This window comes from Amycolatopsis sp. lyj-90 (genome assembly GCF_046549035.1).
Lineage (GTDB): Bacteria > Actinomycetota > Actinomycetes > Mycobacteriales > Pseudonocardiaceae > Amycolatopsis.
This window is the reverse complement of record NZ_JAJPWP010000005.1, coordinates 353,537-372,963: the sequence shown is the minus strand read 5'-3', so window position 1 is coordinate 372,963 and position 19,427 is coordinate 353,537. Positions and strand designations below refer to the sequence as shown.

At 68.0% G+C, this 19,427-nt stretch carries 23 protein-coding genes and 1 tRNA gene; 11 read left to right on the top strand and 13 right to left on the bottom strand.

Going from position 1 to position 19,427, the window contains the following annotated elements:
- Positions 1-77: 77 nt before the first annotated feature.
- Together ACLJPX_RS21075 and ACLJPX_RS21070 are read right to left on the bottom strand one after the other, a co-directional pair.
- Complete coding sequence (locus ACLJPX_RS21075; protein ID WP_410601591.1) at positions 78-1,040, bottom strand: rhomboid family intramembrane serine protease; 963 nt, start codon at positions 1,038-1,040, stop codon at positions 78-80.
- 52 nt (positions 1,041-1,092) lie between these two features.
- Positions 1,093-1,653, bottom strand: coding sequence for a peptidylprolyl isomerase (locus ACLJPX_RS21070; protein ID WP_168214457.1), 561 nt, complete (start codon positions 1,651-1,653; stop codon positions 1,093-1,095).
- Positions 1,654-1,742: 89 nt separating this feature from the next.
- Here ACLJPX_RS21070 and ACLJPX_RS21065 point away from each other — a divergent pair, with 89 nt between their 5' ends.
- Positions 1,743-2,444: a hypothetical protein gene (locus tag ACLJPX_RS21065; RefSeq protein ID WP_410601590.1), complete on the top strand. Its 702-nt coding sequence runs from the start codon at positions 1,743-1,745 to the stop codon at positions 2,442-2,444.
- Between the two features lie 280 nt (positions 2,445-2,724).
- On the opposite strand, the gene ACLJPX_RS21060 is transcribed toward ACLJPX_RS21065, so the two are convergent.
- Both ACLJPX_RS21060 and ACLJPX_RS21055 read right to left on the bottom strand, forming a co-directional pair.
- Positions 2,725-3,177, bottom strand: a complete 453-nt coding sequence (locus ACLJPX_RS21060) for a DUF6918 family protein (RefSeq protein ID WP_101611601.1) — start codon at positions 3,175-3,177, stop codon at positions 2,725-2,727.
- Between the two features lie 168 nt (positions 3,178-3,345).
- Positions 3,346-3,870 (bottom strand): DUF2020 domain-containing protein, encoded by a 525-nt coding sequence (locus ACLJPX_RS21055; protein ID WP_410601589.1) that lies wholly within the window; start codon positions 3,868-3,870, stop codon positions 3,346-3,348.
- A gap of 97 nt (positions 3,871-3,967) precedes the next feature.
- On the opposite strand from ACLJPX_RS21055, the gene ACLJPX_RS21050 reads away from it, so the two are divergent.
- The 3 genes from ACLJPX_RS21050 (at position 3,968) to ACLJPX_RS21040 (ending at position 6,699) form a co-directional block, all read left to right on the top strand.
- Positions 3,968-4,681, top strand: coding sequence for a hypothetical protein (locus tag ACLJPX_RS21050; RefSeq protein WP_101611600.1), 714 nt, complete (start codon positions 3,968-3,970; stop codon positions 4,679-4,681).
- A gap of 3 nt (positions 4,682-4,684) precedes the next feature.
- The gene (locus ACLJPX_RS21045; RefSeq protein WP_410601588.1) at positions 4,685-5,326 is read left to right on the top strand and encodes a pyridoxal 5'-phosphate synthase; all 642 of its coding nucleotides are present in this window, start codon (positions 4,685-4,687) and stop codon (positions 5,324-5,326) included.
- Positions 5,327-5,421: 95 nt separating this feature from the next.
- On the top strand, positions 5,422-6,699 hold the full coding sequence (locus ACLJPX_RS21040; protein WP_410601587.1) for a M14 family metallopeptidase: 1,278 nt from the start codon (positions 5,422-5,424) through the stop codon (positions 6,697-6,699).
- A gap of 3 nt (positions 6,700-6,702) precedes the next feature.
- Here the strand turns inward: ACLJPX_RS21040 and ACLJPX_RS21035 are convergent, their stop codons facing one another.
- On the bottom strand, positions 6,703-7,887 hold the full coding sequence (locus tag ACLJPX_RS21035; protein WP_410601586.1) for a DNA glycosylase AlkZ-like family protein: 1,185 nt from the start codon (positions 7,885-7,887) through the stop codon (positions 6,703-6,705).
- A 54-nt stretch (positions 7,888-7,941) separates the two neighbouring features.
- On the opposite strand from ACLJPX_RS21035, the gene ACLJPX_RS21030 reads away from it, so the two are divergent.
- From ACLJPX_RS21030 to ACLJPX_RS21005, 6 genes are all read left to right on the top strand, one after another.
- Positions 7,942-8,946 (top strand): AraC family transcriptional regulator, encoded by a 1,005-nt coding sequence (locus ACLJPX_RS21030; protein WP_410601585.1) that lies wholly within the window; start codon positions 7,942-7,944, stop codon positions 8,944-8,946.
- A 9-nt stretch (positions 8,947-8,955) separates the two neighbouring features.
- A complete protein-coding gene (locus ACLJPX_RS21025; protein WP_410601584.1) occupies positions 8,956-9,807 on the top strand; it encodes an ADP-ribosylglycohydrolase family protein in 852 nt (283 codons plus the stop codon).
- 60 nt (positions 9,808-9,867) lie between these two features.
- On the top strand, positions 9,868-10,929 hold the full coding sequence (locus ACLJPX_RS21020) for a sensor histidine kinase (RefSeq protein WP_410601583.1): 1,062 nt from the start codon (positions 9,868-9,870) through the stop codon (positions 10,927-10,929).
- Positions 10,920-11,579: a response regulator gene (locus ACLJPX_RS21015; RefSeq protein WP_101611593.1), complete on the top strand. Its 660-nt coding sequence runs from the start codon at positions 10,920-10,922 to the stop codon at positions 11,577-11,579. Before ACLJPX_RS21020 ends, ACLJPX_RS21015 begins: the two co-directional genes overlap by 10 nt.
- A gap of 64 nt (positions 11,580-11,643) precedes the next feature.
- Positions 11,644-12,582: an alpha/beta hydrolase gene (locus tag ACLJPX_RS21010; protein WP_410601582.1), complete on the top strand. Its 939-nt coding sequence runs from the start codon at positions 11,644-11,646 to the stop codon at positions 12,580-12,582.
- 27 nt (positions 12,583-12,609) lie between these two features.
- Positions 12,610-13,008 (top strand): MerR family transcriptional regulator, encoded by a 399-nt coding sequence (locus ACLJPX_RS21005; RefSeq protein ID WP_410601581.1) that lies wholly within the window; start codon positions 12,610-12,612, stop codon positions 13,006-13,008.
- Here ACLJPX_RS21005 and ACLJPX_RS21000 read toward each other — a convergent pair.
- The 8 genes from ACLJPX_RS21000 to ACLJPX_RS20965 form a co-directional block, all read right to left on the bottom strand.
- Positions 12,923-14,383, bottom strand: a complete 1,461-nt coding sequence (locus tag ACLJPX_RS21000) for an MFS transporter (RefSeq protein WP_410601580.1) — start codon at positions 14,381-14,383, stop codon at positions 12,923-12,925. The genes ACLJPX_RS21005 and ACLJPX_RS21000 overlap by 86 nt on opposite strands.
- Positions 14,380-14,658 (bottom strand): hypothetical protein, encoded by a 279-nt coding sequence (locus tag ACLJPX_RS20995; protein WP_410601579.1) that lies wholly within the window; start codon positions 14,656-14,658, stop codon positions 14,380-14,382. The genes ACLJPX_RS21000 and ACLJPX_RS20995 overlap by 4 nt, the downstream gene beginning before the upstream one ends.
- 84 nt (positions 14,659-14,742) lie before the next feature.
- Complete coding sequence (locus ACLJPX_RS20990) at positions 14,743-15,240, bottom strand: YbaB/EbfC family nucleoid-associated protein (RefSeq protein WP_410601578.1); 498 nt, start codon at positions 15,238-15,240, stop codon at positions 14,743-14,745.
- Positions 15,241-15,249: 9 nt separating this feature from the next.
- Positions 15,250-16,290: a hypothetical protein gene (locus ACLJPX_RS20985; protein WP_101611589.1), complete on the bottom strand. Its 1,041-nt coding sequence runs from the start codon at positions 16,288-16,290 to the stop codon at positions 15,250-15,252.
- An 8-nt stretch (positions 16,291-16,298) separates the two neighbouring features.
- Positions 16,299-16,670: a hypothetical protein gene (locus ACLJPX_RS20980; protein WP_101611588.1), complete on the bottom strand. Its 372-nt coding sequence runs from the start codon at positions 16,668-16,670 to the stop codon at positions 16,299-16,301.
- Between the two features lie 186 nt (positions 16,671-16,856).
- Positions 16,857-16,929: transfer RNA gene (locus tag ACLJPX_RS20975), tRNA-Ala, on the bottom strand.
- 37 nt (positions 16,930-16,966) lie between these two features.
- Positions 16,967-17,155 (bottom strand): DLW-39 family protein, encoded by a 189-nt coding sequence (locus tag ACLJPX_RS20970; protein ID WP_037308710.1) that lies wholly within the window; start codon positions 17,153-17,155, stop codon positions 16,967-16,969.
- Positions 17,156-17,826: 671 nt separating this feature from the next.
- Positions 17,827-19,038 (bottom strand): helix-turn-helix domain-containing protein, encoded by a 1,212-nt coding sequence (locus tag ACLJPX_RS20965; RefSeq protein ID WP_410601577.1) that lies wholly within the window; start codon positions 19,036-19,038, stop codon positions 17,827-17,829.
- A 114-nt stretch (positions 19,039-19,152) separates the two neighbouring features.
- Here ACLJPX_RS20965 and ACLJPX_RS20960 point away from each other — a divergent pair, with 114 nt between their 5' ends.
- The gene (locus ACLJPX_RS20960; RefSeq protein WP_410601575.1) at positions 19,153-19,422 is read left to right on the top strand and encodes a hypothetical protein; all 270 of its coding nucleotides are present in this window, start codon (positions 19,153-19,155) and stop codon (positions 19,420-19,422) included.
- Positions 19,423-19,427: the final 5 nt, after the last annotated feature.

The window sequence follows — 19,427 nt, the reverse complement described above, 5'->3', positions numbered from 1 at the left end:
TGCTGATCAACGTGAAGGTACCCAGTCATGTTGCTTCTCCACCGGGTAATCGCATAACCCACTCGGGGGAACCGGGACTACGCCGGGTAGCACCGGTAGACGAGTCTGCCGGCCTCGGGGACGCCCCCGCAGACGCTGGAAGCCGTCTGTACGTCCCGCCAGACCAGAAGCCCGATCAGCGCGACGACCACGATCGCGATCCCGCCGATCTGCCACATGAGGCGGTTCTTCTCCGGCGCGTAAAGCAGCGCGAAGGTCGTCACCAGACCGGCGATGAAACCGCCCGCGTGCGCGAGGACGGAGATCCCCGGGACCTGGAACGTGATGAAGACGTTGAGCCCGAGCATGACGAGCAGCCACGTCGGATTGAGCCGCAGCCTGATGACGATGACCGCGTACGCGCCGATGAGCCCGAAGATGGCGCCCGAGGCACCGATCACCGGGGGTGCGTTGAGGTCCGTGAACACCAGGTTCGCGACCGAACCGCCGAGCATCGAGACGAAGTAGAGCGTGGTGAACGGGATGCGGCCGAGCGCGGTCTCGAGCGGGCGGCCCACGAACCACAGCGAGAAGGCGTTGCTCGCGATGTGCAGGAGGCCGAACTGCAGGAAGCCCGAGGTGAAGATCCGCCACCACTCGCCGTCGACCAGCGCCGCCGAATTCGACAGCTGGCCGTACTGGAAGACCTCCGAGTAGAAGTTCTCGGAGATGCTGCCCGCCTGGGCGACGGTGATGAAGAAGATGATGACGTTGAGCGCCAGGAGGACCGGCGTCACGACAGCCGTCCGAGGCTGCTGGGCGCCGGCGAGAGTGCGCGCGCCGTAACCGGCGTCGCGGTACTGCTTCTGCTGGACGCGGTCCTGCTGGCGGCCCGCCTGCACGCAGTCGGTGCAGTGGAAGCCCACGGAGGCTTCGCGCAGGCAATCCGGGCAGGCCGGACGCTCGCAGCGTGAACAGCTCAGCCCGGTCGGCCGGTTCGGGTGCCACCAGCAGCCGGGCATGGCGGCCTGCTGGTACTGGGGATTCGGTGGTTGGCTCACGATGCCACCAACCTACCGAAATCCCCCGTATCAGGCCGTGTGATCAGCGTTGTCAGCCCTCGCGGCTGATGCTGACCTTCTCGATGACGACGTCCTGCAGCGGACGGTCGGCCGGACCGGTCGCCGTGCGCCCGATGGCGTCGACGACGTCGCGGGAAGCCTGGTCCGCCACCTCGCCGAAGATCGTGTGCTTGAAGTTCAGGTGCGTCGTCGGCGCGACGGTGATGAAGAACTGCGAGCCGTTGGTGCCGGGTCCGGCGTTGGCCATCGCCAGCAGGTACGGCTTGGAGAACTGGAGCTCCGGGTGGAACTCGTCGCCGAACTTGTAGCCGGGGCCACCGCGGCCGGTGCCGGTCGGGTCGCCGCCCTGGAGCATGAAACCGTCGATGACGCGGTGGAAGATCGACCCGTTGTAGAACGGGCCCGAGTTCTCGCCCTGAGCGTTGGGCTGCGTGTACTCCTTGCTGCCCTCGGCGAGCCCGACGAAGTTCGCGACCGTCTTGGGCGCGTGGTCGGGGAACAGGTTCAGGTTGATGTCACCCTGGTTGGTGTGCAGAGTGGCCTTCAACGCGCCACCAATGAGGGATCCCTTGCTTTCAGTCACGAGCTTCATCGTGCCATCTGCGGCAAGATCTGGGGAAAAGGGGCACGATAGGTTACAAGCAACGAAGCAGAATCAAAACGATTGATGAGGTGAAGGCCATGACCCGGGCCGCAGATTCGGTGAGCGAGTCGGCGAAGGCCGGCGCGCTCGGCCTGCGCAAACGTGCGGTTGAGGCGGGTAAGGAAGCCACCGCCCACGCCGTCGAGGTAGCCGAGCAGAAGCTCTCCGAGAGCGCCGGTGAGATCGCTAAGACCAGCCGTCGCGCGCGCAAGAAGCTCGCGAAGAAGACGGAACTGACCCGCAAGGAGCTCAAGCGGAGCTCCAAGGCGGCTCGTAAGGAGGCGCTGGCCAGGCTTTCCGAGATGCGGAAGCCGGGTCGCAAGGCGCGCAAGGCCGCGATCCTGGCCGCGAAGTCCGCCGGCGAGTCCAAGCGCCGGGGCAAGAAGGATTTCAAGGCCGCGAAGAAGGACTTCAAGGCCGCGCTCGTCGAGGCGAAGTCCGCTGCCAAGGGGACGCGCAAGCGTCGTCGCTGGCCGTGGGTCATCGGCATCGCGGTGGTCGGCGCCGGAGCCGCCTACGCGTTGCGTTCCAAGCAGGAGCCGCCGGTCGCGCCCGCGCCGCCGAAGGCTCCGCCCGCTCCCCCCGCGAAGCCCGCCGCTCCGGCGGCGGCCGCGCCGAAGCCCGCTCCCGCGAAGCCTGCCGCTTCCGGTCCGGCTCCGGCGAAGCCCGCGGCCCCGAAGCCCGGTACCCCGAAGAACGGGCACCAGGCCTCGACCAGCTCCGCCGACAAGAAGAACTGACGCCTAACCTCCGTCTTCTGCTTGTCGCTAGGGCCGTCCAGTGACCCACAAGGCCACTGGACGGCCCTTTCACGTCTTGGTGCCGAAGATCAACGCGCCCCACAACAGCACCGGCGGACTGTCTCGCCGATAGCGCGCCAGCGCGACGGCGAGACTTCACCAGTCGCGCGCCCTCCCTTGGGCCGAAGGCCCACGTAAACGCGATGAAGGGGCGCCTCTCCGCCCCACGTGAGTGGGAAGCGGATCGACGCCCCTTCGGCGCGTTTACGTCAGCGCGCGATTAAACAGCAGCCGCGTGCTTGTCGATCAGCTGGCCGAGGCGGGGAAGGGCCTCCTCGACGTTCTTCTTGCCGTTCGGGCGCAGCTTGCCGTAGACCTTCTTGATGCTGTCGCGGCTGCTCTTGTCGGCGCGCGCGTCGGTGACCGACAGGAGCGCGTCGGCGGCCTCGTCGCCGCGGCCGACCAGGTAGGCACCGAAGTCGTTGCCACCCTTGGCCTTGTAGTCGCCGTAGAACGGCTCGAGGGCACCGGTGAAGTCGTCGAGCAGCGCGTCGACGGCGGAGGGGATGATGCCCGGCTTGATCTTCTTGACGGCCGCGAAGCCGGTCTTCACGACGGCACCCGAAACGCCGCCCTTGTCCGAAACCTCGGCGTCGACGAGACCTTCGAAGTCGCTCACGACCGCCGGGCGACGGGTGGAGTCGAGCAAGATTTCCTTGAGGGTGTCAGCCACGAAACCTGTCCTTTTGTCTTATGGGGAGAAATGATCTTTTGTGCCGCCGAGCCACACCGCAAGGCGGCCTCCGCCGGATCTGGCGTTGCGCTGGGTCCCGCGAACCCTCGCGCGTGCGGCACAGGGTAGTACAAGATCAACTTCACTCTGACGTGTGGATACCACTACCTAGAGCTGCAGCTCACCGATAGCCTCCTTCGCCACCGTACGTGCCTTGACGCTCTGCTTCTGGTTGGTGGTCACGACTACCGCGTTCCCGCCCTTCGCGACGGCGTAAACGGCGCCGTCGCCGGACGGCTGGTAGCCGCCTTTCCAGCCCGCCGGTTCGTCGGCCGGGTTGGACGTGTCGATGGGGGCGGCCTGGTCGACCAGCGCCTTGGCGACGGCGGGTTCTCCGACGTACACGCGCACGGTGAGCTGCAGTTTCCCGCTCAGCGCGTAGAAGAAACAGGTCGGATGCGGCTGGTCGGCCGAGGTCTTGACCTTGGAGACCTTCTGCCCGTTGGCGTCCGAAACCCGATCGGCGCTGAGGTACGGGCAGGGGCCTTTGCCGGTGGGTTCCGGCGCGGGCGGGATCTGGGGTGCCGGAGTACTCGACGGCGCGGGCGAGCTCGCCGCGGACCGCGGCTGCTCCGTCGGCCCGCAGGCCGCCAAGAGCGGCACGACGAGCGGCAAGATCAGAAGACGTCGCATGATGGTCCAGTGAAGCAGATCGGATCCTCGCGTCGCCGCAACCATCCGCCCTGTTCATGCGACGATGGCGGTGCGTAGCGGTCTTCAGGAGGCATCAGTGCTCAGCAAAGAGCAATACCTGGGTGCGGTGGCGGAACGCATCCAGCGCAGCGGCGGCCGGCTGAACACGGTCCAGATCGGCCCCAGCGCGGCCGTCGTCGGCCTGTTCACCGAATCCGTGATGATGTCGACGATGAACTACTGCGTGGTCGCCGCGGCCATCCCGGAGGTGACCGCTCCCGCGTTGTACGACTTCACCGGCCTGGCGACGCAGCACGCGCGCGCGAACGTGATGGGGACCGTCGGCTGGACGGCGGCTTCGGTGGTCATCGCGGGCCTGATCGGTGACCGGGTGTATCCGGACGCCGCGCAGGCCGCGTCGGCGAAGTCCGGCAACCAGTTCGGCGGTGAGACGCGCATGGTGGCCGTGGACGTTTCGGCCGCGCAGATGTACGCGTTCGTCGGCGGGAAGCTGTGGGGCGCGGCGGTGCAGGGTTCGGTCAACGCGAAGCTGACGTTCTGTTTCCCGCAGCCCGCCGAGGTCTTCCAGCAGGTGCAGTGGGCGCAGTCGCAGGGCCAGCAGCCGCCGATGCCGCCGGGACCGCCGATGCCGCCGCCCGGTCAGCAGCCGCCTCCCGGCTGGCAGCCGCAGCCGCAGTATCCGGTCGGACCGCCGCCCGCGCAGGGTCCGCCGCCCGGCCAGCATCCGCCGCACTATCCGCCGCCCGCGCCCGGTTATCCGCAGCACGGCCAGCGCCCGCCGGGGTACTGACCGGTGACCGAAAAGTTGCGCGGCTGGCCTTCGTTTCCCGAGGAATTGCCGGAGTTCGATCCCGGGAGTACCCCGGGCACGCCCCGTGAGCTGTTCCTGGAATGGCTGTACGAAGCCGGAGAGCACGTACTGGCGCCGCACGCCGTCACTCTGTCCACAGTGGACGCCGACGGGGTGCCGGACGCGCGGGTCGTGATCCTCAAGGCCGTCGACGGGGACACCTGGGCGGTCGCGACGAGTTCCGAAAGCCCGAAAGGCGTTCAGCTGGCGAAGAATCCGCACGCCGCGCTGACCTTCTTCTGGCCGGGACGCGGTCGTCAGGTCCGGCTGCGCGGCCCGGTCTCGCCCGCCGATCCCGAGGTCTCCGCGGCCGACTTCACCGCCCGGCCGCCGGCGTCCCGGATGGAGGCGTTCATCGGCAGGCAGTCCCAGGTGCTCGAAGATCCGGCCGACCTCGACGACGCGGCCGAGGAAGCCCGCCGCTGGGTCGAGGAGAATCCGGGCGTGGCACCGGAAACCTGGACGCGCTATCTGGTGACGCCGTCCGAAGTGGAGTTCTGGCAGGCCAGCCACGACCGGCGGCACCGGCGTCTCCGCTATCGGCGCGAGAACGAACTCTGGGTCAAAGAACGCCTCTGGCCGTAAACGGCAATTGGGAACGACGATCGTCGGGTTGTCGTGGATGATTCACTTCAGCGACGGTGAACGGCACCCAAGTCCCCAGATCGTTCGGAGGCGAAATGTCCACACGCCGTCGCATCGGGGGCGCCTTGGCCGCCACAGGGCTCGCCCTGCTGGCCGTCACGACGCCCGTCGCGAGCGCCCAGACCGGCGACCCGGCGAGAGGGCTGTATTCGGTGGAGGGTGCCTCCACCCCCGACAAACGCACCGCCGTCAACCGCACCGGTGTCGACGTCGCGGGCTCGCGCGGTGACGCGCTGACCGTGGTCGCCACCCCCGGGCAGGCCGCGAGCCTGCGCGCGGAAGGGTTCAGCCTGAAGCCGCTCGGCGACTTCGACAGCATGTTGAAACAGCGGAGCGGCCGGGCGGGCACCGCGGCGGTCGCCGGTGACTTCCCGCCGGGCGACGAGGCGTACCACACCTACGCCGAAACGACCGCTGAGCTGCAGAAAGCCGCGAAGGACCACGGCGACATCGCGACGCTGTCCAGTGTCGGCAAGTCCTACGAAGGCCGTGAGCTGAACCTGCTGAAGATCAGCGACAACGCGGGCACGGACGAGAACGAGCCCGAGGTCCTGTTCACCTGCAACCAGCACGCGCGCGAGCACCTCACCACGGAGATGTGCCTGCGGATCGTGCAGCGCTTCACCAGCGGGTACGCGACCGACCCCGCCATCAAGAAGATGGTCGACGAGCACGAGATCTACGTGATCCCGAACGTCAACCCGGACGGCTCCGAGTACGACATCACCGGTGGCGAGTACCAGGGCTGGCGCAAGACACGGAAGCCGGTGCCGGGCAGCAGCGCCGTCGGCACCGACCCGAACCGCAACTGGGACTACAAGTGGAACTGCTGCGGCGGGTCGAGCAACAGCCCGTCCGCAGAGGACTACCACGGCCCGTCGGCGTTCTCCGAGTCCGAGACCAAGGCCGTCGCGGAGTTCGTGAACTCCCGGGTGGTCGGTGGCGCGCAGCAGATCAAGACGCACATCGACTTCCACACCTTCTCGGAACTCGTGCTCTGGCCGTACGGCTACACGAAGGCCGAGACCGACACCGGCCTCAACGAGGAAGAAGCGAAGCGCTTCGCCGACGTCGGCAAGAAGATGGCCGCCACCAACGGTTACACGCCCGAGCAGTCCAGCGATCTCTACGTCACCGACGGCGACGTCAACGACTGGGCGTGGGGCAAGCACAAGATCCTCAGCTACACCTTCGAGATGTACCCGAAGGACGGCGGGATCGACGGCTTCTACCCGCCCGCTTCGGTGATCCCGGAGCAGACCGCTCGCAACGACAAGGCGGTCGACATCCTGATCAACGAGGCCGGGGCCTGACGCTCAAGCCCTGAGATCGGCCACTCGCGACGCCCGGCTCTTCGGCGAATCCAAGCTGAAGCTCCGGGCGTCGCCCAGCCGGTCGCGGACGAATTCCTGGGTCGCCGCGACCGTGTCACGCAGCGCGGCGTCCTCGTCCCCGAACACCTTGTAGACGATCTTGTTCGTCTCGGTGTCGAACTCCCACAAGCCGGCGAAGCGCCCTCGATCGACGATCAGATGGCTCGGCGGATCCGCCTGCCCGCCCAGCGTCTCCCCCGCGCGGCCACCGGGCACCGGCCGTCCGGCGTCGGCGTCGTCGAGCAACCTCGACATCTCCCGGTGCAAGAGGTGGATGCCGTCGACCCCGGCGAGCAGCGCGTACGACGGTTCCGGCGGCACGGTGAACGCGGCGAACTCGTCCGCGAGGTCCTTGGGCATCAGCAGATCGGTACCGTCGAGCGGCACGAGGTCCAGCTGTTCCACGGCCTTCTTGGCGTTCGCCGCGGTGAACCCGGAGAACCAGCGGAAGTGCTTGAGCGACGCGGGCGCCGCCCACGAGAAGTACCGCCTGGCCAGCTCGGCCTGCGCGGTGTCCATATCGGACAGTCCGCCGCGCGGGGACGGCGTCCAGCGGACATAGCCGTAGCGCTGCTGGTCCAGCCGTCCGTTGACCGGGACCCGGCGGATTTCGCCGCGGACCTGGAGCAGGCCGAGCGCGAGCGGCAACGTCGTGGTGGTGCCGCGTTTGCGGCCCGCCTCGCCGAGATTGCGCACCGCGGGCCCGGCGGCGTCCTTGATCGCGGCCGGGTCGAGCGGTTCGGCCGACGCGTCGAGCAGGTCGGCGACGGTGACGCACAACTGCTCGATCTCGGCCTGCGTGACGCCGAGGTACTTCTCGGCGGCCGCGAGTTCACCCGCCGGTGCCCCGGCGCCGACGGTCAGGCCGAGCTCGAAATCCGCCGACGGAAGGATGTAGGTGCAGCCGCGGGCGGAGGGCAGTTCGTGGATGGCGAGCCGGGCGACGTCCGCGTCGACCGTCTCGCGATCGAGGCGGGCCCTGGCGAACAACCCGAGGTAGGGCGCCGAACCGCCGACCGAACGCATCCAGCCGGTCCGCTCCAGCACGCCGGGCGCCGAAGCCCCGTGCAGCGATCCGTCGAGACCTTGCCGATGTGCCCACCACGCGCGCAGCTTGTCGGTCGCCATGGCTCCCACGGTATGGGCATCACACGTCTTCGCGCAGCCTGGCACGATCGACAGGTGCGCAAGCGGTTCTCGGAAGGGTCCCCGATCGCGTCGACGGTGGTCACCGGCGACGACTTCGACGAGCTCGAGCACACTTTCCAGGCGTTCCTCGCGCCGGACACGGTCAAGCTGCACACCCCCGCGCCCACCGGTTCCTTCGACATTTCCCAGCTCAGCGGTCTGCGCGTCCCCGGGATCGACCCCTGCGGCCTCTCGGTCTACGAGCTGACGCTGGACTCCGACGTCATCCTGCAGGGTGAAGAGACCTCGGACGCGTACACCGTGGTCGTGACCCTCGGCGGCCGGAGCCAGGTCAAGATCGACGGCGAGATCATCCCGTCGCGACATGTCGTGACCGGTCCGGACACGCCGTTCCAGACCAGGTACGACCATCCCGACATCCTGCTGCTCCGGATGGGCAAACAGCTGGTGGCGGACACGATGCGCGAACGGCTGGGCGAAGCGCCGACGTCGGCCCTGCACTTCGATCCGGCGATCGTCGAGACCTCGGGCATGAGCCAATGGCTCACCTTGCTCCACACTTTCGGCGAGACCGCCGCGTCCGGGCTGTTCGACCGGTCGCCGCTGGCCGCCTCCCATTTCGAGAAGCTGCTGCTGCACGGGTTGCTCGACACCCAGCCGCATTCGCGGTCCGGCGAACTCGCCGAAGAACGGCCCCGGCCGAGGTCGACGGCGGTCCGCCGCGCGATGACCTACTGCGAGGAGCACGCCGCCGAACCCGTCTCGATCGGCGAGCTGGCGATGGCCGCGCGGATCAGCGTCCGTGCGCTGCAGCAGGCGTTCCGCACCGAAGCCGGGATGACGCCGATGGAGTACCTGCGCCGCGTCCGGCTCGACAACGTGCACCAGGACCTGCTCGCGATCGCGCAGGGGCGCGCCGAAGGCACCGTCACCGACGTCGCGCTGCGATGGGGCTTCACGCATCTCGGCCGGTTTTCCGGTCTTTACCGCGACACCTACGGCAAACTTCCCTCGGAAACGGCACGACTCACGGCCTGAGGGAGACGGATGCTGGTCGAACTGGCCATCGGCGACGCGTACGGAGGCTCGTTCGAGCACGCGTACCCGAGCTTCGTCGCCGAGCACAACACGCTGGCCGGCTATGTACGCCATCCCGGCTATCTCGGCGTCCCGGCCGGTCGCTACACCGACGACACGCAGATGACGATCGCGATCGCCGAACTGCTCGTTTCGGGCCGCCGCTGGACGCCCCTGCTGCTCGCCGAGCAGTTCGTCCGCGCGTACCACCGCGATCCGCACGAGGGTTACGCGCCGCGGTTCCACCAGCTGCTGAGCGAAGTCCAGGACGGCGAAGAGCTGCTGCGACGGCTCCAGCCGCAGAGCGACAAGAGCGGGGCGGCGATGCGCGCCGGGCCGATCGGGGTCCTGCCGACCGTCGACGACGTCCTCTACCACGCGAAACTGCAGGCCAGGATCACGCACGACACCCCGGCCGGGATCGCGGCGGCGCAGGCGGCGGCGCTCGCCGTCCACTACTGCCACCACCGGCTCGGTCCGGTGGCCGAGGTCGCGCGATGGATCGACGGCATCCTTCCCGAGGACGTCGGGCACGGCGGCTGGGCGCTGCCGTGGCCGGGCAAGATCGGGCCGCAGGGCTGGATGAGCGTCCGCGCCGCGCTGACCGTGCTCGCCGGCGGTGGCGGGCTCGCCCGGATGCTCCACACCTGCGTCGCGTTCACCGGCGACGTCGACACCGCGGCGACCATCGCGCTGGCCGCCGCGTCCCGTTCGTCCGAGGTCGCGCAGGATCTTCCGCCCGTGCTGTGGCGCGATCTGGAGAACGGCGAGTTCGGCCGCGACTACCTCGCGGGACTCGACGAGCGGCTGCTGCACATCTGACGTAGGCGAACTCCACGGAACGCGGACGTGCCCGTGGGCCGGTTTCGGCAGACTGGGCCGGTGAAGTGGCTGATCAGGATCGGAGCGGTGGCCGGATGGCTCGCGGTGAGCGCTTCGCTCATCGTCGGCACGGCGAACCTCGAGCCCGATCACGGGGAACGCCCGATCGACGCGTTCGGGTTCGCCGTCGTCGCGCTCGCCTGTGCCACACTCGCCGGTGTCCGGCGCCTGCCGGTGGCGACAGCGGGGACGGAAGCGTTTGCGCTCCTGCTCTACCTGGGGTTCGGCTATCCCGACGGTCCGGTGCTGTTCGCCGGTCTCGTGCCGTTGTTCGCACTCGGGACCCTGCGTCCGCGAAGGCTCGCGTACGCCGTCGCGGGCGGCATGGCGGCGATGGTCGTCAGCGCGAACCTGGCCACCGGCGGTGCAGGAGTCATCGATCTGGTCTTCGTCGGCTGGGCAGGCGTAGCGGTCTTCGCGGCCGACGCGCTTCGAGGACGTCGTGAGCGGGCAGCGGCCGCGGAGCAGGCCGAACGCGATCGAGTCCTCGGCGAGCGGCTCAGGATCGCGCAGGATCTGCACGACAGCGTCGGCCACGCGATGGCCGTCATCAACGTCCAGTCGGGCATGGCGCGACACGTGCTCGACGAGCATCCCGAAGTGGCGAAGGAAGCGCTCGAAGTCGTCCGCGTGGTCAGCGGCACGATCCTGGACGAGCTGAACGCCATGGTGCGGCTGCTGCGTGACTCCGCCCCGCTCCGGCCGTCACCGGGTCTGGCGGATCTTCCCGCGCTGGTCGCTTCGACGAACCAGGCGGGCCTGGCCGTCACGCTGGAACTCGACGCTCCCGGGATCGGGCAGCCGGTCGGCGGCGCGGTGTACCGGATCGTCCAGGAGTCGCTCACGAACGCCGCGAAACACGGGGCGTCCAGTGCCGGCGTGACGGTGAAGGCGAGCGAAGACGGCTTGAGGCTCGACGTGGTCAACGAGGTCCGCACGCCGGGCCTGGACAGTCCCGGTGCCGGGATCATGGGCATGGGTGAACGGGCCCAGGCGACCGGCGGCACGCTGACCGCGCGCCGTGAGGACGGGAGGTTCCGGGTGAGCGCGCGATGGCCGTGATCAGGGTGGTGCTCGCCGACGACCAGGTGCTCGTCCGGTCCGGGTTCGCGGCGTTGCTGCGGGTCGAAGCCGGGATCACCGTGGTGGGTGAGGCGGACGACGGCGACGCGGCGGTGACCGTGGTCGCGGAAACCGTGCCCGACGTGGTGCTGATGGACGTCCGGATGCCCGGTCTCGACGGTATCGAGGCGACCCGCCGGATCGTGGCCGACGAACGGCTGTCCGGCGTCCGCGTCCTCATGCTGACCACCTTCGACCTGGACGAATACGTCTTCGACGCCTTGCGCGCGGGCGCCAGCGGGTTCCTGCTCAAACACACCAAACCCGGGGACCTCATCGAAGCCGTCCGCGTGGTCGCCGCGGGCGACGCGCTCCTCTCGCCGAGCGTGACGCGGCGGCTGATCGCGGAATTCACCGCGCGGCCGTCGCATCCGATGCCCCGGGCGGACGGTTCCGCGTTCACCGAACGGGAGCACGAGGTCGTCCAGCGGGTCGCGCAGGGGATGTCGAACGAAGAGATCGCGCGGGAGTTCGTGATCAGCGCGGCGACGGTCCGGACGCATGTCAGCCGCGCGATGGCCAAGGTGCACGCCCGCGATCGCGCGCAACTGGTCGTTTTCGCCTATCAGAGCGGGATGGTGCGCGCCTGACGTAGCCGTCGATCTCCACACCGTGACGACGACGCGACCCCCGCCCGCGGCCGACGCTGCACTCATGAAATTCACCGCGAAGGCGGCCTTGCTGGCCGCGACCCTTTCCCTGCTGGGCTCCACGACGGCCGTCGCCACGGAACGACCGGCCCGCTGCGCCGAACAGCGGTTTTCGGTACAGGTGAACGGCGAACGGCAGACGATCGCGGGCGAGCTCTGCGTCCGCGGCGGGTTCACCGCCCGCACCCCGCTGCAGGTTCTGCTGCACGGCGGCACCTACGACCGCGCATACTGGGACTGGCCGTTCCAGTCCCGGCAATACTCCTATGTGGACAGTGCGACGCGGGCGGGCTACGCGACGCTGAACCTCGACAGGCTCGGCTACGGCCGCAGCAGCCGCCCGGATCCGGAGACGCTCGACTTCGCCACCGGCGGGGAGGCCGTCCACCAGGTCGTCCGGCAGCTGCGGCCGCGGTTCCGCACGATCGTCCTCAATGGACATTCGATGGGCGGGCTCGTCGCGGAACGGGCCGCCGAACGGGGCGGGGTCGACGCCGTGATCGTCAGCGGCATCCCGCGCGACAGGCCCGGTGCTCGGGCCAAAGCCGCGTCGCCGTTCTATCCCGCCGAGCTGGACCCGAAGTTCGCCGGGAAACCGTGGGCGCCCGGCTACTTCACGACGCGCCCCGGCTCTCGCGCGCAGACGTTCCACTACCCCGGCACGTACGACCCGGCGATCATTCCCGTCGAAGAAGCACTGAAGGACACGTTGGCGTCAGCCGAACTCCGCTCCGTGGGACCCGACGCCGCGAAGCGATCGGCACCGAAGGTCCCGACGGCGTACGTCCTCGGCGAGCACGACACGCTGGTCTGCGGAAACGGCGACTGCGGCGCCGACAAGATCGTGCGCGGCAGCGGCCACTCGATCAACACCAGCCTCGCCGCGCGGAGCTTCTACCGATGGACCTTCGACTGGCTCGCGTCGAAAGTTAGGGTTGCCTAACCTTGGCTGAACCGGTGAAATGATCACATGGAGTCCTTGACGCCGGTTCGCGAGGCCGCCGACCATTTCGGGCTGGCGATCTCGACCCTGCACTACTGGGAGCGCCGTGGCCTGATCACCGCCTTCCGCCGCTCTGGCCAGCGGTTCTACGACGACGACCAGCTGTACCGCATCGCCCTCATCAAGCATTGGCGCCAGATCGGCAGGCTGGGCCTGAGCAGGATCACCGAGCTGCTCGCCGAGCAGCACCGCTGGCGGGAGGTGGTGGCGGGCCAGCTCGCCGAGATCGAACGGGAGCGTGCGCGGCTCGACACCGCGCACGCCTACCTGGTCGAACTCCTCACCTGTCGTCGAGAGGGGAGCCTGGAGGACTGCCCCTGGTTCCGCGACCGGGTCCCGCTGCCCGCCCACGCGGCCGCGAGCTGAGTCCCGGCATCGTCACCGCCGCGACCACGGCCGCGGCCGCGAGGCAGGCGGCGGAAGCGAGGAACGCGGCGGTGTAGCCGTGCACCAGCGCCTCGTCCCTCGGCGAGCCGGTCTGCCAGGCCGCGGTCACCGCCGCCGCGAGCGCGGTCAACGCGGCGAGACCGATCGCGCCGCTGGTCTGCCGGACGGTGTTCAGCAGACCGGCGGCCAGGCCGTTCTGCCGTTCCGGCACCCCGCTGGTGGCGGCCACGGTGATCGGTGTGAAGGCCGCGGCCGTCCCGAACCCGAAGACCATCCCCGGCAGCAGCACGGAAACGACGTACGAAGCGTGCGCACCGGTCAGCGCGGCGACTCCGGCGAAGCCCGCCGCGCCGATCGCGCAGTACAACACCGTCGCGCGCCGGGGTCCCAGCCGAACCGACAACCCGCCCGCCGTCCTCGCGCCGGCGAACATCGCGACCCCCACCGGCAGGTAGGCCAGTCCGGCCTGCAGCGGCGAGTAACCGTGGACGTCCTGCAGGTACAGCGAAAGCAGGATCGGGCTGGCGAGGAAACCCAGCCCCAGCAGGAAGATCACCACATTTCCGCTACTGACCGAACGCAGCCGGAAGATCCCGAGCGCGACCAGCGGTTCGTTCGCCCACCGATGCTGGTGCACCAGGAAGACGCCAAGCAAGACGAGCCCGCCGACCAGCGGAAGCACCCAACCGTCGGCCGAAGAACGCATCACCGCGTAGACCACACCGACGAGTCCCGCCGTCGACAGCACCGCGCCGACGACGTCCAGCCTGCCGCGAGGACGGCTTCGGTCCCGTAGCGGCAACACCGCTCCGGCGGCGAGCACGGCCACCACGCCGATCGGGACGCTGACGAAGAACACCCAGCGCCAGCCAGCCCACTGAGTGAGCAACCCGCCGATCACCGGCCCCGCCGCGGCACCGGCCGCGCCCACCGCGCTCCACGTGCCCAGCGCCCGCGCGCGACGAGCGGGTTCGGTGAACATGGTGGTCAGCAAGGACAACGTCACCGGCATCAGCAGCGCGCCGCCGAACCCCTGCACCGTTCTGGCGACCAGCAGTGTTTCCGGCGAACCGGCCAGCCCGGCGGCGAGCCGCGCGACGGTGAACAGGCTCATCCCGAGCACGAACATCCGCCGCACCCCGAATTCGTCGCACAACCGGCCGCCCAGCAACAGGAAACCGGCGAACGCGAGCGTGTACGCGTTCACCACCCAGGTCAGCGCGCCGGACGAGAACCCGAGGCCGAACCGGATCGCGGGCAGGGCGACGGAAACGATCGTCGCGTCCAGGATGACCACGAACGAACCCGCGCAGGCCAGCGCGAGCACGGCGCCTTCACCCGGACGACGCGTCACAACGGCTCTCCGTTCGAGAACGGTGCGACCCAGCGATCCATCGGCACCGCATACAGCGATTCCACCGTGGACAACCAGCGCAGTCGTGCCAGCGCCCGCTTGTCTGACTCGGTCGCCGGGAGTTTCGCCTGAGCCAGCAACAGATCGATCAGTTCCGCGGTCATCGCGTCACCCGGCGCCCTTCCGCGACGGCGATGAGATCCTTGACCCCCAAGGGAATCCCGGCGCAGCGCCTGCCCGGCTTCGAGCACCGAGCCGCCGTGTTCTCTCCGCACCACAGCCCCTCCAGTCCGGCGGCGCCGGACTGGAGCCGCCGAAACCAGGGTGCAAACTGAAGCGCGGTTGAGCGCAAGCCCGCTCTACCAGGAAGGGTTGTACCGCAAGCCTTGCTCGTAGTACTGGTCGTCGGTTTCCGCCGGTTCGGACTGTTCCGCGGGCCCTGCCGGTTCGGCCGAACGATCCTTGAGCACCACGTTCTCCGTGCCCGCCGGCGGCCGGGGCGGCGCCGGTGGAACCGGTTCCGCGGTCTGCTGGAACGCAGGAGTGAACCCGAGCCGCCAGCGAAGCCTGTCGGTGATGTAGCCGGCGTTGCCGATCGGCGCCATCAGCTCCGCGCTGCGTTTCGCGGATCCTTGCTGCGCTTCCTGATAGGTCCGCATCACGGCGTCCGCGATCTCGGCGGGCGAGAGCCGCGACGCGGCTTCACTCACCCTGAGCCGGGTCATCACGCCATCGGTGTTGACCGAAACGGAAACGGCACCGTCCGGTGAGGACGCGTCCACCGACAGGGTGGCCAGCGCCTCGAGCATCGCTTCCCGGTCGTTGGCCGGCTTTTTGGGCGCCGGTTTGTCAGCCACGATCCTCCGTCACTCGTCCGGGAGCGGGGACAGCTCCATCGGCGGCTGCTGGACCCTGCCGTCGTTCGAGATGTCGACGTTCCTGTCCCGGACCCGCTTTTCCGTTCCCTTGTCGGTGTTCTCCGTTTCGAAGTTGCCGGGATCGAAGGTCTCGCCAGGGCTGACGTCCGGCGGCTCGGGAATGACCGGCAGGTTGTTGATCTCGACGTTGATCTTCGAGATCAGCGACTCCGTCGCGCGGAACATGCCTTCCCGGATGCCGACCACGCCGTCGTGGAAGCTGTTGTAGATGGTTTCGGGGCTGTCCCCGACGATGTCGGCCTGCACGGTGGCCGCGGTGGCGAGTCCGGCACCGGCCGCGGCGCCCGCGACCTGGACTCCGTTCGCGGTGGTGAAGAACGCCGCCGCGGTGAGCCCGCCGGCCGGCGGCACGGCCGCCACGAGCAAAGCGGTGACAGCGGCGGCGAAAGTCGCCGCAAGCGCCTTCGACAAAGCGGACTCGTCTTGCCGTTCCTTGTCGTCGAGGTACTTTTCCGCGGCGGTCAGGAAGGAAGCGGCGAGATTGCTCAGGTCGGCGCGGGCGGTCGCGATGGCGTCCCGCGCGGCCACGATGTCGGCTTCCAGCACGGTGAGTTTGGTGCCGACCCTGGCGTAGGTGTTCACCAAGCCCTGGATGTAACTCTTGGCGCTCTCGGCCCCTTCGCCGCGCCATTTGAGAAGCAGGACCAGAGACCGGTCGAGCGGCGCTTTCGTGTCCTGGAAAGCATTCCAAAGACCCTCGTAGGCCTCGATCATGGTCTGCAGGCTGTTCTCGGCTCCGACGAGCTCCGCGTCGGAGAACTCGAGAAAGAAGTCGCGGACCTGTTCCTTTCGCCCGCCGCTGAGATCCGCGTCCATGCCCAGCCAGGGTTGCTGGAAAAGGAAGTCCACCGCCGCGAGGGCCTTTTCGGCCCCCGTGGTGAGGTCGTCGGAGATTCCTTCGAGGAGTTTGGCGTTGCCGTCACTCTCGGAGGCGGTCTCCGCGTCGAGTGCGTTGAAGTATCCGTCCATCCCCGCCGCTACCCCTGTTCCCCGTAAGCCGCGCGGTTCATCCGCTGCTTGTTGTCCTCTTCGACGGATTCGTACAGTTCGGCGACCCGCTGCAGCGCTTGGCTGGCGTCCTGTGTGCTGCGGTGCAGTCGCGCGAGCATCTTCTCGACGGCCTGGCGGTGTTCCTCGTAGGCAGCCGAAACCCCGCGCATGCCCAAGGTCTTCCCGAAGGCGGTGTTCGGCGCGAAGATCCCGGGGAGAAGGCCGCCGGTCACCGGGTCCGGAGCCGGCACGTCCTGTCCTCTCACGCCATCGTGAGTGGCGCTGGCCAAATCGGCCGCCTTCGCCAGTTCCTTGCTCGACGCCCTGAGATCGTCGAGGTCGGTTTCGAAACCGATCATGATTTCACCTCGCTGTCCGGAATTCCATCCCTCATGTAAGCAGCGTTGACTTGGCTGGGCGCCGGGTTCACGGACATCGTCTTCGTGACGCGGCTCACTTGCGAGAGGGACGGATCGCTCCGTACGACGAAAGGCCAGGCGCGAGGAAGTTCCTCGAACCTGGCCTTCGTGGTGTCCACAGTGGAGTGGAGCTGAGGGGAATCGAACCCCTGACCCCTGCCTTGCAAAGGCAGTGCTCTACCAATTGAGCTACAGCCCCGGGTCGCAGGCGATCAGGATAGCCGCCTGCGGAAACCTCAGTTGTTGCGGGACGCGTCCGCGGCCTTGGCCGGGGCGCTTCCGTTCGTGGAAACGGCGCCGAGCGGACGCTCGGTCGGCGCGGTGGCCTCACGCCAGAGGTCGGCCTCGGCCTTGGCTGCCTTGTTGCGCTTGATCACGAACAGCACGCCGCCCGCGATGACCGCGAGTGCCAACAGCTTCTTCATCAGAAGCCCCCTCTTTCCGCCGAGTTGCTCCGCTTACCCACCGATGCTACTGCACGCCGCTCCCCGGACGCCTGGCGCCCACGTTCCACGTGGAACCACGTCATGACGAAAGCCCTGCCGGGAAGAGAAGTCCGGCAGGGCTCTGGCGAGGCCGGCGCGCCGCGTTCCCTCCTGCGCTGGGTGAGCCCGGAACACCGCACACCGACCACTGAGTAGAACGCCGACACGCCCGATACTCTTCCTTTGCGGCGGTGACCTCGCACACGGGTCTCTTTTGACCAGCCGCTCCCTGTTCGGGCGAATCTCGCCCGCGCACTCGACGTCAGTCCCGGCACGCGCGGGTTCTGGCGGAGACGATCAAGGCAGCCCTGCCTTCGCTTCGGACGGCTCAGTGGCTTAGTCACCCACTTAGTCACTCAGGCAGCAGAAAAGCCGATCCGCGATGATCGCGAACCGGCTTTCGGATGGGTGGGCCCACCAGGACTTGAACCTGGGACCTCTTCGTTATCAGGCCAAGATCACGGAATTCTGATCATTGCGAACACTCGATGACGTGGGGTTCAAGTGTCCGTGGACGTCCGCCGCAGTATGCAGTGATGTGGGTTGATTGTCAGGCCTTTCGTCAGGCCACCCCTAGTCTCTGACCAGGTGAAACGACAGATTCCACTCACTCAGATCTTGATGTTCGCCCAGCGAGCGAACCCCGCAAGCGTTTCCGACCTCCGACGGTCCTGCTCGGCGAGCGTGATCACCGTTTCCCGGACGTGCGGGTGGTAGCGGGTCTGTTGAGGCGAGACTTGGCGCGCGAGCTGGAGCGCCTGGAGCGAACGGGCACGGTCTCCGTGGAGCTGGAAACCGCGGGCAAGGTCGATCCAGTGGTGACCGACCCGCTCACCTGGAGTTGTCGGACTAATCTGCATCTCCGACGCGCGCTTGACTGCCTCCGTACCGTCTCGCCGTTCGACGGCCAGGCCGACCGACCAGATCGCGACGTTGTCACGATCGAACGCCAAGCGGCAGTAGTCAGACCCTGGTGTGACGTGGGTAGCGAGCTGACGCGCTTCACCAAGGTGGCCCTCACTGGTGTCGGTGTCTCCAGCACGGGCAGCCGCAAGACCGGACTTGAGATGGAGCGCGCCGTACAGCGCGTGCGCTGCCTCCTCGCCGCCACGTAGTTGGCCGTCGAGCTGGGCGCGAGCATGCTCAAGGTAGGTGAGCGCTCCGCGCCACTCGGCCGAGTTGATCAGCTCACCAGCGCGGTAGAACGCTCCAGCTGCCATGGCGAGTGGATCGCCTGACTTCTCTGCTGCCCACTCGAAACGCTCAGTCGTCAGGGAGGACAAGTCGACGTAGCCGAGCTTGTATGCAACCTGTCCGGCCGCTGCGTATGCCTCTGCGAGCAGACCGAACGTGCGTTCCTGCTCCCGGCCATTGCTGATGTAGGTCTTCGCGCGAAGCTCGGCGAGCAGACCAGGCACTTCAACGCCGAGCTCGTCCAGGACCACGCTGTGCCGCAGCTTGGAAACGTGCTGCACCGACTGCTCAAGTTCAGGCATCGACCGGGGAATGACGTCTTCAGGTGGCAGCAGGTACGACGCGATCTCGCGACGTAGCGCAGGAATGACTGAGTGCACGCGGTGCGAGTCACGATCCTGGATCGGGTAGGGCTGCTCGGTGAGATCGGTATGCGCAATGCCGAGCGCTTGCGCGGCCGCAGCCGTGAATCCAGCGCTTGCAGGCGTCTTGCCCTGCTCTACCTGTTTGACCAGGCTCAGGCTCACATGAGCACGCTGCGCAAGTTGGTCCTGCGTCATGCCCACAAGCTTTCGTGCAGCCCGGACACGGCGCCCGATGCCGTCGCGCGGCAAGTCGTCGATGCTCATAGCGAGTTCGCTCCCGGTACAGAGGGATCGGTCTACTCCTACGGTACGACCTATTACGCGCTGTTGTCCTTTTCTTGTTCCTTCGGTTGTCCCATCGCTCATAGCGTCGATGTCGTGACGTTGAGCAGCGGAGATATACCGAACGGTGACTGGCGGTTGTCGCTCGATACCTACGGGGTCGATGTCGACGGCGAGTCCGCGATTGTGTTCGTCGGAACGATCGCCACCGCCACTGGCTTCGAAGTCGTCCTTCGCGTCGATGACGGCAAGACCGTGCTGCTCAAGGACAACAAGGCCATCTGTCTGTCCGCACTGCTCCACCAAGCGTTAGCAACGCGGCAGACCTCCAATCAGCAGCGGGGGGCGCAGCGTGCACAGGCGTGACATCG

Excerpts from the sequence above, each read along its gene's own strand:
- ACLJPX_RS21070 (WP_168214457.1), bottom strand. The coding sequence starts at position 1,653 with ATGAAGCTCGTGACTGAAAGCAAGGGATCCCTCATTGGTGGCGCGTTG.
- ACLJPX_RS21065 (WP_410601590.1), top strand. The coding sequence starts at position 1,743 with ATGACCCGGGCCGCAGATTCGGTGAGCGAGTCGGCGAAGGCCGGCGCG.
- ACLJPX_RS21055 (WP_410601589.1), bottom strand. The coding sequence starts at position 3,870 with ATGCGACGTCTTCTGATCTTGCCGCTCGTCGTGCCGCTCTTGGCGGCC.
- ACLJPX_RS21040 (WP_410601587.1), top strand. The coding sequence starts at position 5,422 with ATGTCCACACGCCGTCGCATCGGGGGCGCCTTGGCCGCCACAGGGCTC.
- ACLJPX_RS21035 (WP_410601586.1), bottom strand. The coding sequence starts at position 7,887 with ATGGCGACCGACAAGCTGCGCGCGTGGTGGGCACATCGGCAAGGTCTC.
- ACLJPX_RS21025 (WP_410601584.1), top strand. The coding sequence starts at position 8,956 with ATGCTGGTCGAACTGGCCATCGGCGACGCGTACGGAGGCTCGTTCGAG.
- ACLJPX_RS21015 (WP_101611593.1), top strand. The coding sequence starts at position 10,920 with ATGGCCGTGATCAGGGTGGTGCTCGCCGACGACCAGGTGCTCGTCCGG.
- ACLJPX_RS21010 (WP_410601582.1), top strand. The coding sequence starts at position 11,644 with ATGAAATTCACCGCGAAGGCGGCCTTGCTGGCCGCGACCCTTTCCCTG.
- ACLJPX_RS21005 (WP_410601581.1), top strand. The coding sequence starts at position 12,610 with ATGGAGTCCTTGACGCCGGTTCGCGAGGCCGCCGACCATTTCGGGCTG.
- ACLJPX_RS20985 (WP_101611589.1), bottom strand. The coding sequence starts at position 16,290 with ATGGACGGATACTTCAACGCACTCGACGCGGAGACCGCCTCCGAGAGT.
- ACLJPX_RS20980 (WP_101611588.1), bottom strand. The coding sequence starts at position 16,670 with ATGATCGGTTTCGAAACCGACCTCGACGATCTCAGGGCGTCGAGCAAG.
- ACLJPX_RS20970 (WP_037308710.1), bottom strand. The coding sequence starts at position 17,155 with ATGAAGAAGCTGTTGGCACTCGCGGTCATCGCGGGCGGCGTGCTGTTC.
- ACLJPX_RS20965 (WP_410601577.1), bottom strand. The coding sequence starts at position 19,038 with ATGAGCATCGACGACTTGCCGCGCGACGGCATCGGGCGCCGTGTCCGG.